Raw genomic sequence first — 11,722 nt, 5'->3', positions numbered from 1 at the left:
GGCGGCCGGTGGCGGCGGGTGGGGCCGGTGGCGGCGGCGCGCCGGGGGTCCAGGTCGGGGGATGCCCCCGGACCCGGCCCCCTGACCGCCCGGCCAGGGCTTACGCGTCGGGGCGGACCACGGCCTTGATCGGCATCGAGCCTGCGCCCGCCATCGTGATGTTGCGGCCGGGGCGCGGGGCGTGGACCATCGCGCCGTCACCGACGTACATGCCGACGTGGCTCGCGTCGTCGAAGTAGATGATCAGATCGCCCGGCCGCATGTCCTTCAGCGCCACCTTCGGCAGCAGCCGCAACTGCTCCTGCGAGGTGCGCGGGATGGGCCGCCCGGCCGCCAGCCAGGCCTGCGAGGTCAGTCCGGAGCAGTCGAACGAGCCCGGCCCCTCGGCACCCCACTCGTACGGCTTGCCCATCTGCGCGGTGGCGAACTGCACGGCCCGCTTCCCGGCGTCCGTCGCCGCACCCTTGACGTCCTTCATCGCGCCCGACGACAGCCACGCCGTCTGCGCCTTGTACTGCGCCTCCTGCTCCAGCTGGATCAGCCGGGCCTTCTCCTCGGCCGCCAGCCGGCTCTCCAGGGCCTCCGCCGCCTTGATCTTGTCCTCGATCTGCTTCTTGGCGGCTTCCTGCTTGACCCGGTTCTCCTCCATCTTCTGCCAGAGCGCGCCCGCGTCCTTCGCGTACCGCTCCAAGTCGGTCTGGGTCCGGTTCAGTTCGGACAGCAGGTCCGTCGTGGCCTTCTCGCCCTGCCGCAGCCGGCCCGCGCCGTCCAGGTACGCCGACGGGCTGTCGCTCAGCGCCAGCGCCGCGCCCGGCGGCAGTCCGCCCGAGCGGTACTGGGCGCGGGCGGCCGCGCCCGCGCGGTCCTTCAGGCCGGTGATCCGGTCCTGGCCCGCCACCACCAGCCTGGCGATCTCGACGATCCGCTCGGACTGCGCCTTGGTCTCGCCCACCGCGAGGTTGTACGCGTCCGTGGCGGTCCCGGCCTGCCGGTAGAGGTCCTCGATCTCCTTGCGGACCTGGTCCAGGGACTTGCCCTCCGGCTCGGGCGCAGGAGCCGCAGGAGCCGCGGGCGCGGCGTACGCGCTGCCCGCCGCCAGCCCCGGTGCCGTCAGTATCGCCATCGCGCACAGCAGCGCGAGAGCGGACACTCCCTGCACGCGTGACGACGCTCGCTTCGCGGTCCCCATGGCTCCCCCAGGCGCCCCGAGCCAGACCGGACATCACCCGACATCAGATCTGACTATTCATCAGTAACTTGGCACTGTCACCGGGATGGTGCCACGACTCGGTGAATTCCAACACCCTTCCGGATGCCGCTCCGATCATGACCGCCCACGTCCCGCCCACCCCAGCCGACTCAACGGACGGTCCCCACAACCGGTTCCCCGCGCGCCGACATTCACCCCGCCGGGCGCAACGCCTCCCAGCGCACGGTCAGTTCCCCCTGCCGCCACCGCGCCGGACCGTCCGCCAGCGGCCAGTCCACCGCCAGCGCCCGCGCCGTACGGATCCACCGCTGCCGCGCCCCGTACGAGGCGTACGGGGCCGCCGCCGCCCACGCCCGGTCGAAGTCCCGCAGGAAGGCGTGCACCGGCTCACCCGGCACGTTCCGGTGGATCAGCGCCTTCGGCAGCCGCTCCGCCAGGTCCGAGGGGCGCTCCAGGGAGCCCAGCCGGGTCGCGAACGTCACCGTGCGCGCCCCCTCGGGCCCCAGCGCGACCCACACGTGCCGCCGCCCGATCTCGTCGCAGGTCCCCTCCACCAGCAGCCCGCCCGGGGCCAGCCGGGCGCAGAGCCGCTGCCACACCTCCGCGACCTGCTCCTCGTCGTACTGGCGCAACACGTTCGCCGCACGGATCAGGGCCGGGCGTTCCCCGCCCTCCAGCGGCACCTCGAAGCCACCGTGCCGGAAGCTCAGCCCCTCCCGCTCGTACGGCTTCGCCCCCGCCACCCGCGCCGGCTCGATCTCGATGCCGACCACCCGCACCCGCGGCGCCGCCTCCCGCAGACGCGCCAGCAGCTCCACCGCCGTCCAGGGCGCGGCCCCGTACCCCAGGTCCACCGCCACCGGAGCGTCGGCGCGGCGCAGCGCCGCCCCGTGCGAGGCCGCGATCCAGCGGTCCATGCGCCGCAGCCGGTTCGGGTTCGTGGTCCCGCGCGTCACGGTGCCGACAGGGCGCTTGGGAGACGGCGGAGTGCTGCGGGAGACCATGCGCCGAGCGTATGCCGAGCGGCCCGCCAAGATAAAAAACCGGCAAACCGAGCAGGAAGTCCCGGCCCCCCGGAATGCGGGGGACCGCCATCCGGGTTGCACTCCTTGCAGGGCGCCGACCGCGCTCCCGCAGCCATGCCGCCCCGCATGCGCTGCCCCGCCCGTCGTCCGAGCGATCCGAGCGAGAGGAACTGCTCCCTTGAGCCAGTACGTGTCCCGTCTCGGCGGCAGCATCAGCGGCCGCATCGCGGCCGCGCGCGGCACCCGCCACGACCCGCCCCGCCTGCGCCTGCCGGCCGTCGGCCACCACCGCAAGCCGCGCCGCGTGGCCATGCTCAGCGTGCACACCTCACCGCTGCACCAGCCCGGCACCGGCGACGCCGGCGGCATGAACGTGTACATCGTCGAGCTCGCCAAGCGCCTCGCCGCGATCAACATCGAGGTCGAGGTCTTCACCCGCGCGACCACCGGCGGCCTGCCGCCCGTCGTCGAGCTCGCCCCCGGCGTCCTCGTCCGGCACGTGGACGCGGGCCCGTACGAGGGCCTCGCCAAGGAGGAGCTCCCGGCCCAGCTGTGCGCCTTCACCCACGGCGTCATGCAGGCCTGGGCCGGCCACCGCCCCGGCTACTACGACCTCGTGCACTCCCACTACTGGCTCTCCGGACACGTCGGCTGGCTCGCCGCCGAACGCTGGGGCGTCCCGCTCGTGCACGCCATGCACACCATGGCCAAGGTCAAGAACGCCGCCCTCGCCGAGGGCGACGCCCCCGAACCGGCCGCCCGCGTCATCGGCGAGACCCAGATCGTGGCCGCCGCCGACCGGCTCATCGCGAACACCGCCGAAGAGGCCGACGAACTCGTCCGCCACTACGAGGCCGACCCGGGCAAGGTCGCCGTCGTGCACCCCGGCGTCAACCTCGACCGCTTCACCACCGGCGACGGCCGCGCCGCCGCCCGCGCCCGCCTCGGGCTGCCGCAGGACGCCGTGATCCCGCTCTTCGCCGGCCGCATCCAGCCCCTCAAGGCCCCCGACATCCTGCTCCGCGCCGTCGCCGAGCTCGTCGACCGCGACCCCTCGCTGCGCACCCGCCTCTTCGTCCCCGTCGTCGGCGGCCCCAGCGGCAGCGGCCTCGCCAAGCCCGAGGGCCTCCACAAGCTCGCCGCGAAGCTCGGCATCGCCGACCTCGTGCACTTCCACCCGCCCGTGCGCCAGGACCAGCTCGCCGACTGGTTCCGGGCCGCCTCCGTCCTGGTCATGCCCTCGTACAGCGAGTCCTTCGGGCTCGTCGCCATCGAGGCCCAGGCCACCGGCACCCCCGTCCTCGCGGCCTCGGTCGGCGGGCTCCCCGTCGCCGTCGACGACGGGGTGACGGGCATCCTCGTACCCGGCCACGACCCCGTCGACTACGCGCGCGAACTGCGCCGCTTCGTGGACGAGCCGGGCCTCACGGACCGGATGGGCGCCGAGGCCGCACGGCACGCGCAGTCCTTCGGCTGGGACACCGCCGCCAGCGGTACGGCGGACGTGTACACCGCGGCCATGCACGACCACCGCCGTCGCGTACGCTCCCACCATGGCTGACACCGCCGCGATCATCGAGTCCACGCTGGCCGGAGCCGAGCTGAGCTGGGAGAGCCCCCAGCCCGGCAGCTACGTCGTCCAGCTCCCCGGCACCCGCAAGCTGAGCACCACCTGCTCGCTGCGGATCGGCCGGCACTCCCTCTCGGTGAACGCCTTCGTCATCCGCCACCCCGACGAGAACGAGGCGGGCGTCCACCGCTGGCTGCTGGAGCGCAACCTCAAGCTGTACGGCATGGCCTACGCCGTCGACCCCCTCGGCGACGTCTACCTCACGGCCCGGCTCCCGCTGTCGGTCGTCACCCCGGAGGACCTGGACCGCCTCCTCGGGTCCGTCCTGGAGGCGGCGGACGGCGCCTTCAACACCCTGCTGGAGCTCGGTTTCGCGAGCGCGATCCGGCGCGAGTACGAATGGCGCGTCTCGCGCGGCGAGTCCACCCGCAACCTGGACGCCTTCAAGCACCTGACGCGCCCCTCCGCCTGACGCGCCCCTGCGCCTGACGCGCCCCTGCGCCCGACGCGCTCCTGCGCCTGACGCGCCCCTCCGCCTGAGGCGCCCCTGCGCCCGGCGGATCCGGCCGCGCCGACGCGCCTGCCGCATCCGGGCCCCGGCGCCGGGGCCGGCCCCGGCCCTGGCCCGGCCCCGGCGCCGCCCGGGCCGGTGCTACGCCTCCGCGGAAGCCGCCACCGCCGTCGGCGCCGCAGCGGAGCCCGGGCCGCCGGACCCGGCCGCGACCCTCCCCGCGTCACCCTCGGAGAGCCCCCGCATCAGCAGCCAGTACCCCGCCGCCGCCACCGTCCCCAGGACCCCCGTGGCCCCCCACAGCCACGCCGCGCCCAGCCGGTCGATCACGAAGCCGGCCATCAGCGGCGCCACCAGCGCGGCCACCGCCCACGACATCGTGTACATCCCCTGGTAGCGCCCGCGCCCGTGCACCGGCGACAGCCGCGCCACCAGCCCCATCTGCGTCGGCGAGTTCACGATCTCCGCCAGCGTCCACACCGCCACCGTCAGCGCGTACGCCCACAGCGGCCCCGCGAAGGCCGTCATCGCGAACCCGTACCCCGCCAGCAGCGCCGAGATCACCAGCAGCTTCTGCGGGTCCCGGTGCTCGATGAACCGCGTCACCGGGATCTGGAGCGCCACGATCAGCACCCCGTTCACCGCGACGACCAGCCCGTAGTCACCGGGGGAGAACCCCGCCGCGCCCATCGCCGCCGGCAGCCCCACCGAACCCTGCGTGAAGATCAGCGAGATCAGGAACGACAGCCCGACGACCCCCATGAACCGCCCGTCCCGCAGGACGTCCCCCAGCCCGACCTCAGGCCCGGCCGCCTCCTCCTGCGCCGCGTTCCGCACCGGCCGCGACTCCGGCAGCTTCGCGAACACCAGCACCGCGCAGAGCAGCGTCAGCGCCGCCTCGCCCAGGAATCCGGCCAGGTAGCTGTACTCCGCCACCAGCCCCGCCACCGCCGCACTGATCGCGAAGCCGAGGTTGATGGCCCAGTAGTTCAGCGCGAAGGCCCGTACGCGGTCCTCCGGCCGGACGATGTCCGCCATCATCGCGGACACCGCCGGGCGCGAGGCGTTCGAGGTCATCCCGACCAGCAGGGCCACCGCCGCGATCGCCGCCGGATGCTCCATGAACCCCAGCAGCGCCACCGAGAACGCCGTCGACACGTTCGCCGCCAGCATCGTCGGCCGCCGTCCGAGCCGGTCGGTCATCACCCCGGCCACCAGCGAGGAGATCACCCCGCCCAGCCCGTGCAGGGCCACCACGAGTCCCGCGAAGGAGGCCGAGTAACCCCGGTCCAGGGTCAGGTACAAGGTCATGAACGTGGCGACGAAGGCCCCGAGCCGGTTCACCAGCGTGCTCGCCCACAGCCACCAGAAGGCACTCGGCAGCCCCGCCACGCTCTCCCGCGCGGCCTGTCTCAACCTGCTGACGGACATAAGGAATCCCCCCGATGATGTAAGCGTCCCTCCTGCTCTCGGCACGTTACGAGGACGCCCGTCGGGCCGCCACTGGATTGACGCCGCCCGTCAATCGAAGGCCCTCCGCGGCCCTCCGGTGCCGCGCGCGGGCGCGGCGGCACGTCCATTAGGCTCGTACGCATGGCCGACGCACCGTACAAGCTGATCCTCCTCCGTCACGGCGAGAGCGAGTGGAACGCGAAGAACCTGTTCACCGGCTGGGTGGACGTCAATCTCAACGAGAAGGGCGAGAAGGAGGCGGTCCGCGGTGGCGAGCTCCTGAAGGACGCCGACCTCCTCCCCGACGTGGTCCACACGTCCCTCCAGAAGCGCGCGATCCGCACCTCCCAGCTCGCGCTGGAGGCCGCCGACCGCCACTGGATCCCGGTCCACCGCTCCTGGCGCCTGAACGAGCGCCACTACGGCGCCCTCCAGGGCAAGGACAAGGCCCAGACCCTCGCCGAGTTCGGCGAGGAGCAGTTCATGCTGTGGCGCCGCTCCTACGACACCCCGCCGCCGGCCCTCGCGGACGGCACGGAGTTCTCCCAGTCCGAGGACCCGCGCTACGCGAGCATCCCGCCGGAGCTGCGCCCGAAGACGGAGTGCCTCAAGGACGTCGTCGTCCGGATGCTCCCGTACTGGTACGACGCCATCGTCCCGGACCTCCTCGCGGGCCGCACGGTCCTGGTCGCCGCGCACGGGAACTCCCTGCGCGCCCTGGTCAAGCACCTGGACGGCATCTCCGACGCCGACATCGCGGGCCTGAACATCCCCACCGGCATCCCGCTCGCCTACGAACTGGACGCCGACTTCAAGCCCCTCAACCCGGGCGGCACCTACCTCGACCCGGCCGCCGCGGCCGCCGCCATCGAGGCCGTCAAGAACCAGGGCAAGAAGTAACCCTTACCCACGAAGAAGCCCCCCACCTGCCGTTTCCCGGCGGGCGGGGGGCTTCTCGCCGCCCCGGGGCCGTCTGCGGGCCCCAGGGCTGGTCCCCGCACACCGCGCAGTACGTTCACGTCCAGCCGTGCCGGTGGATGAGTGGCCTCCCACCAGCGGTTTTCCCCCGGGCGGGGCTTCGCGGGGGATGGGCGACGGTTCTGCGCCGGGGTGGGGCTTTTTCATCGGTTTGAGATGGGGGAGAGGGGTGCCGGGTACGTGTGCAGTGGCGTTTCGGCGCTGAGCTTGCTGGGCCGGACGGGTGAGTGTGTCGTTTCTGCGCTGTCGGCCTCCCGGGCCGCCCGGCTAGAACTCCGGTCCATGATCAAGCACTTCGTGCGGCGCGGTCTCCCCGTGCTCGCCCTCGCGCTCCTGCCCGTACTCGCCTCCGTCCCGGCCGCCGACGCCTCGTCCGCGCCCGCGGCCGCCGCCCCCACCGCCCGTAGCGACTCCCACTTCTACGGCGGCTCCACCCTCCACAAGAACCAGGCCTGGACCTCCGGCAACGGCCGGACCGTCCTGCGCGTCCAGAGCGACGGCAACTTCGTCCTCTACAAGGACGGCCGCGCGGCCTGGCAGGCGCCGGGCGTCTGGCCCAAGGCCAACAGCGCCGTCTTCCAGGAGGACGGCAACTTCGTCGTCTACGACAGCAACGGCAACCCCGTCTGGGCCGCCGGCACCTGGCACAAGGGCCACTACCTGTCCATCCAGGACGACGGCAACGCCGTCGTCTACAACAGCGCCAACCAGCCGGTCTGGGCCACCAACACCGGCGACTGACCGACACGCAGAAGGGCCCCGCCGGACCGGCCAGGTCCGGCGGGGCCCTCCACAGGTGCCTCCGTGAGCGGGGTCAGCCCCCGCACTGGCAGGGGGCGCCGGACTGGCAGCCGCAGCCGCAGCCCGACCCGCAGCCGCAGGCCGCGAGCAGCGGCAGGCGCAGGGGCTCCGGCGGACGGGGCGGCTGCTCCTGCTCCGGGGTGATGGGAACGGGGGAATCGGGCATGGTTCCTCCTCGCAGGCGGCGTACGGGAAGTGGTAGCGCCTTGGCCTCATTCATGCCCAGCCACACCGGCGCGTCAACGGCGCATTGGGGCGCGGAAGCGGACGGTCAGACCCCGTCGACCTGCGTCGGCTGCTGGAGCTCGTCCGCGTGCTCACCCGTCACCAGGTACACCACGCGCTTCGCCACCGACACCGCGTGGTCGGCGAAACGCTCGTAGTAGCGGCCCAGCAGGGTCACGTCGACGGCCGTCTCGATGCCGTGCTTCCAGCGGTCGTCCATCAGGTGCTGGAAGAGGGTGCGGTGCAGCTGGTCCATCTCGTCGTCGTCCTGCTCCAGCTGGAGCGCGAGGTCGACGTCCTTCGTGATGATGACCTCGGCCGCCTTCGCCATCAGCCGCTGCGCCAGCTGCCCCATCTCCAGGATGGTCGCGTGCAGGTCGCGCGGGACGGCCCGGTCCGGGAAGCGCAGCCGCGCCAGCTTCGCCACGTGCTGGGCCAGGTCGCCGGAGCGCTCCAGGTCGGCGCTCATGCGCAGCGAGGTCACCACGATGCGCAGGTCGGTCGCGACGGGCTGCTGGCGGGCCAGCAGCGCGATGGCGCGGGCTTCGAGGTCGTGCTGCAGGTCGTCGACCTTCTGGTCGGCGGCGATGACGCTCTCCGCGAGCTTGAGGTCGGCGTCGAGCATCGCGGTGGTCGCCCGCCCGATCGCGGAACCGACGAGCCGGGCCATCTCGACGAGGCTTTCTCCGATCGAGTCCAGTTCCTCGTGGTACGCGTCGCGCATGGTGGTGTCCCTCTCCTGCCGGTCTTACTGCCTGCTCGTATGCTGCGTGGCTCCTGGCCCCACGTTCTACACGTTCGGGTGCCAACGCGTCCGACTCCGGCATCACAAGTGAATCAACCCCGTCGCCAGGGTGAACTCTGGGCGACGAGTGTTCGAGCTGGCACCCGAACGGCTGTGGAAGTGTCGTTCGGCCTGCTTAACCTGGATCCATGGACGTGAACGCGGCGGTCGCCGCAGCTGCAGCGATCGCCGGTCTGTGCACCGGTGTGATCGCGATGCTGGCGTTCCGCTGGAGCGAGCGCGACCAGGCCCGCCCCACCCGGAGCTCCATGCGCCCCGACATCAACGCGGTGCTCCCGCCCGGCGTGGACACCGTCCTCTCCGTGCTCCGCTCCTCCGCCGTCGTCCTCGACGAGGGCGACGCGGTGGTGAAGGCCAGCTCGGCGGCGTACGCCCTGGGGCTGGTCCGCGGCGGCAAGCTGGCCGTGGAGCCCATGCTCCACATGGCCCGCGACACCCGCCGGGACGGGGAGATACGCCAGATCGAGCTCGACCTGCCCCGGCGCGGCACCGGCCGCGGCGAGGCCCTCGCGGTCTCCGCCCGGGTGGCGCCGCTCGGCTCCCGCCTGGTGCTCCTGCTCGTCGAGGACCTCACCGAGGCCCGCCGCATCGAGGCGGTCCGCCGTGACTTCGTCGCGAACGTGTCGCACGAGCTGAAGACCCCCGTCGGGGCGATCTCCCTGCTCTCGGAGGCGGTCATGGACGCCGCCGACGACCCCGAGGCGGTCAGCCGCTTCGCGGGCCGCATGCAGATCGAGTCCACCCGCCTGATCAACCTCGTGCAGGAACTCATCGACCTCTCCCGGGTACAGAACGACGACCCGCTGGAGGACGCCGAGCCCGTACGGGTGGACACGCTCGTGGCGGAGGCCATCGACCGGTGCCGCCACACGGCCACCTCCAAACAGATCACCATGGCCGCCGGCGGCACCGCCGAGCTGCGGGTATGGGGAAACCGGGGCCAGCTCGCGGCAGCCCTCGGCAACCTGGTGGAGAACGCCGTCAACTACAGTCCCGCCCGCACCCGCGTCGGCATCGCCGCGCGCCGGGTGACCGCGCCGGGTGGAGACTTGATCGAGATAGCCGTGACCGACCAGGGCATCGGCATCCCGGAGAAGGACCGCGAGCGCATCTTCGAGCGCTTCTACCGCGTCGACCCGGCCCGCTCCCGCGCCACCGGCGGAACCGGACTGGGCCTTGCGATCGTGAAGCACGTGGCGGCCTCGCACGGCGGGGAGGTCTCGGTATGGAGCTCGGAGGGCCAGGGCTCCACGTTCACCCTGCGCCTGCCGGAGGCCGCCGTGCCGGCGCCGGCGACGGCCACGGCACCCGCCCCACCCCTGCGTGAAACAGAACCAGTCATCCCTGCCCCGGAGGTCCTTCCGTGACCCGAGTGCTCGTCGTCGAGGATGAGGAATCCTTCAGCGACGCCCTGTCCTACATGCTCCGCAAGGAAGGCTTCGAGGTCGCGATCGCCGCGACGGGGCCCGACGGGCTCGACGAGTTCGAGCGCAACGGCGCCGACCTCGTCCTCCTCGACCTGATGCTGCCCGGCCTGCCGGGCACCGAGGTCTGCCGGCAGCTGCGCGGCCGTTCCAACGTCCCCGTGATCATGGTGACCGCCAAGGACAGCGAGATCGACAAGGTCGTCGGGCTGGAGATAGGAGCCGACGACTACGTCACCAAGCCCTTCTCCTCCCGCGAGCTCGTCGCCCGCATCCGCGCGGTGCTGCGCCGCCGCGGTGAGCCGGAGGAGGTCACCCCGGCGGCCCTGGAGGCGGGTCCGGTACGGATGGACGTGGACCGGCACGTGGTCACCGTCGCCGGCGCCAAGGTGGACCTCCCGCTGAAGGAGTTCGACCTGCTGGAGATGCTCCTGCGCAACGCCGGCCGCGTGCTCACCCGCATGCAGCTGATCGACCGGGTCTGGGGCGCCGACTACGTCGGCGACACCAAGACCCTCGACGTCCACGTCAAGCGGCTCCGGGCCAAGATCGAACCCGACCCCGGTGCCCCGCGCTACCTGGTGACGGTCCGCGGCCTCGGCTACAAGTTCGAGCCGTAGGCCGGCGGGCGTACGGACGAAAAGGGAGGGCCCCGGCCGCATCAGCGGCCGGGGCCCTCCCCATTTTTTCGTCCCGCGGTGTCAGTGACCGGCGGCGTGCGAGGCGCTGCCCGACGGCGACGGGGTGCCGGAGGCCGAGGCGCCCGCGGCGCCCGACGGGGAGCCGGACGGCGTGCCCGAGGGGGAACCGGACGGGGAGCCCGAGGGGGAGCCCGACGGGGCGGCGGCCGGGGCGGCCGGGGCCTCGGTCGGGCCGAAGCCGGCGTACATGCCGGCGGCGGGTACGACCTGCGCGCCCACGGGCACGTCACCGGTGCTGCTCAGCTGGAAGACGACTTCCTCGATGTTGCCCGCTTCCACCGCGGAGGCGATGCCGCCCTCGATGGAGGCGGAGGCGTTGCCCTTGCCGCCCAGCACCACGGAGCCGCCCGGGGGCACGATGACCTTGTCGGCGCCGCCGGCGCCCTTCAGGACCACCTTGGACTTGGTGGCCGGCAGCGTGATGCCGCTGAGGACCTGCGGCTTCTCGCCGGTGTTGAAGACGGTCGCCGAGACGGCGGCCGGCCCCTTCTTGCCCTTCTCGCCCTGGCTGATCACCAGTACGTTCTGGACCTTGATGTCGCCCTTGGTGGCGGCGGCGTTGTCCGGCTTGATCTGGAGAGTCTGAGCGTCGTTGCCGGCACCGCACGCGGCGAGCGAGGCGATCGAGAACACGATGGCGGTAGCGGCGAGGGCGCCGCGTCGAAGGCTGCGGCTCACGGCTGCGGCAACTCCTAGGACGTACGGACGGGAGGGTGGGCTCTCGGGACGGCCGAGGTAAAGCCGCCCTAAGGGTGTGTCAGCGCGCTTAGGTTACCGAGCCGCCGCCCCGCCCCCGCACCCGACCCTCCGCTGCGCGCGCCCCGTGCCGCACCCGCCCCGCGATCTTGCATTCCCATAACCTCCGGACGCGGCGCGGTGATCAATTTCCGGATTCCCTCGAACGCCGATCCGTGATCAATTCGGGATTGGGCCGGAACCCGCTCCGTACGCGTGCCCGCCAGTCGAACGGAGTACTTCGGTTTCCCGACTCAGAACCCGGCAAAACGGGACGTACGTCAC

The 11,722-nt window shown here is 72.5% G+C and carries 12 protein-coding genes; 6 read left to right on the top strand and 6 right to left on the bottom strand.

Annotated features, from left to right (window positions below; genetic code table 11):
* Positions 1-100 precede the first annotated feature (100 nt).
* Positions 101-1,189 (bottom strand): C40 family peptidase, encoded by a 1,089-nt coding sequence (locus SLAV_RS17615; protein ID WP_051841085.1) that lies wholly within the window; start codon positions 1,187-1,189, stop codon positions 101-103.
* 212 nt (positions 1,190-1,401) lie between these two features.
* Entirely contained in the window at positions 1,402-2,214 is an 813-nt protein-coding gene (locus SLAV_RS17610; RefSeq protein ID WP_030232355.1) for a class I SAM-dependent methyltransferase, read from the bottom strand.
* A 199-nt stretch (positions 2,215-2,413) separates the two neighbouring features.
* On the opposite strand from SLAV_RS17610, the gene mshA reads away from it, so the two are divergent.
* On the top strand, positions 2,414-3,796 hold the full coding sequence (gene mshA, locus SLAV_RS17605) for a D-inositol-3-phosphate glycosyltransferase (RefSeq protein ID WP_030232359.1): 1,383 nt from the start codon (positions 2,414-2,416) through the stop codon (positions 3,794-3,796).
* Positions 3,789-4,277 (top strand): type III secretion system chaperone family protein, encoded by a 489-nt coding sequence (locus SLAV_RS17600; RefSeq protein WP_030232362.1) that lies wholly within the window; start codon positions 3,789-3,791, stop codon positions 4,275-4,277. The genes mshA and SLAV_RS17600 overlap by 8 nt, the downstream gene beginning before the upstream one ends.
* 180 nt (positions 4,278-4,457) lie before the next feature.
* Here the strand turns inward: SLAV_RS17600 and SLAV_RS17595 are convergent, their stop codons facing one another.
* Positions 4,458-5,747: an MDR family MFS transporter gene (locus SLAV_RS17595; protein ID WP_078950411.1), complete on the bottom strand. Its 1,290-nt coding sequence runs from the start codon at positions 5,745-5,747 to the stop codon at positions 4,458-4,460.
* 162 nt (positions 5,748-5,909) lie between these two features.
* Between SLAV_RS17595 and SLAV_RS17590 the strand changes: the two genes are divergently transcribed.
* Positions 5,910-6,668: a phosphoglyceromutase gene (locus SLAV_RS17590; protein WP_030232369.1), complete on the top strand. Its 759-nt coding sequence runs from the start codon at positions 5,910-5,912 to the stop codon at positions 6,666-6,668.
* A 360-nt stretch (positions 6,669-7,028) separates the two neighbouring features.
* Positions 7,029-7,487 (top strand): hypothetical protein, encoded by a 459-nt coding sequence (locus SLAV_RS17585; RefSeq protein ID WP_030232373.1) that lies wholly within the window; start codon positions 7,029-7,031, stop codon positions 7,485-7,487.
* 73 nt (positions 7,488-7,560) lie between these two features.
* Here SLAV_RS17585 and SLAV_RS41530 read toward each other — a convergent pair whose 3' ends face one another.
* Together SLAV_RS41530 and phoU are read right to left on the bottom strand one after the other, a co-directional pair.
* The gene (locus SLAV_RS41530) at positions 7,561-7,713 is read right to left on the bottom strand and encodes a hypothetical protein (RefSeq protein WP_167456794.1); all 153 of its coding nucleotides are present in this window, start codon (positions 7,711-7,713) and stop codon (positions 7,561-7,563) included.
* 105 nt (positions 7,714-7,818) lie between these two features.
* Complete coding sequence (gene phoU / locus SLAV_RS17580) at positions 7,819-8,496, bottom strand: phosphate signaling complex protein PhoU (protein WP_030232376.1); 678 nt, start codon at positions 8,494-8,496, stop codon at positions 7,819-7,821.
* A 209-nt stretch (positions 8,497-8,705) separates the two neighbouring features.
* On the opposite strand from phoU, the gene phoR reads away from it, so the two are divergent.
* Both phoR and phoP read left to right on the top strand, forming a co-directional pair.
* The gene (phoR, locus tag SLAV_RS17575) at positions 8,706-9,944 is read left to right on the top strand and encodes a two-component system sensor histidine kinase PhoR (protein WP_030232379.1); all 1,239 of its coding nucleotides are present in this window, start codon (positions 8,706-8,708) and stop codon (positions 9,942-9,944) included.
* Positions 9,945-9,949: 5 nt separating this feature from the next.
* A complete protein-coding gene (gene phoP / locus SLAV_RS17570) occupies positions 9,950-10,621 on the top strand; it encodes a two-component system response regulator PhoP (RefSeq protein ID WP_466527820.1) in 672 nt (223 codons plus the stop codon).
* An 81-nt stretch (positions 10,622-10,702) separates the two neighbouring features.
* Here phoP and SLAV_RS17565 read toward each other — a convergent pair whose 3' ends face one another.
* Positions 10,703-11,380, bottom strand: a complete 678-nt coding sequence (locus SLAV_RS17565; RefSeq protein ID WP_030232382.1) for a hypothetical protein — start codon at positions 11,378-11,380, stop codon at positions 10,703-10,705.
* Positions 11,381-11,722: the final 342 nt, after the last annotated feature.

The sequence above is a fragment of the Streptomyces lavendulae subsp. lavendulae genome (genome assembly GCF_002803845.1).
GTDB lineage: Bacteria > Actinomycetota > Actinomycetes > Streptomycetales > Streptomycetaceae > Streptomyces > Streptomyces lavendulae.
The sequence above is the reverse complement of the archived record's forward strand: the minus strand, read 5'-3'. Positions and strand labels throughout refer to the sequence as shown.

Excerpts from the sequence above, each read along its gene's own strand:
- SLAV_RS17600 (WP_030232362.1), top strand. The coding sequence starts at position 3,789 with ATGGCTGACACCGCCGCGATCATCGAGTCCACGCTGGCCGGAGCCGAG.
- SLAV_RS17595 (WP_078950411.1), bottom strand. The coding sequence starts at position 5,747 with ATGTCCGTCAGCAGGTTGAGACAGGCCGCGCGGGAGAGCGTGGCGGGG.
- SLAV_RS41530 (WP_167456794.1), bottom strand. The coding sequence starts at position 7,713 with ATGCCCGATTCCCCCGTTCCCATCACCCCGGAGCAGGAGCAGCCGCCC.
- SLAV_RS17585 (WP_030232373.1), top strand. The coding sequence starts at position 7,029 with ATGATCAAGCACTTCGTGCGGCGCGGTCTCCCCGTGCTCGCCCTCGCG.
- SLAV_RS17610 (WP_030232355.1), bottom strand. The coding sequence starts at position 2,214 with ATGGTCTCCCGCAGCACTCCGCCGTCTCCCAAGCGCCCTGTCGGCACC.
- phoR (WP_030232379.1), top strand. The coding sequence starts at position 8,706 with ATGGACGTGAACGCGGCGGTCGCCGCAGCTGCAGCGATCGCCGGTCTG.
- SLAV_RS17590 (WP_030232369.1), top strand. The coding sequence starts at position 5,910 with ATGGCCGACGCACCGTACAAGCTGATCCTCCTCCGTCACGGCGAGAGC.
- phoU (WP_030232376.1), bottom strand. The coding sequence starts at position 8,496 with ATGCGCGACGCGTACCACGAGGAACTGGACTCGATCGGAGAAAGCCTC.
- SLAV_RS17615 (WP_051841085.1), bottom strand. The coding sequence starts at position 1,189 with ATGGGGACCGCGAAGCGAGCGTCGTCACGCGTGCAGGGAGTGTCCGCT.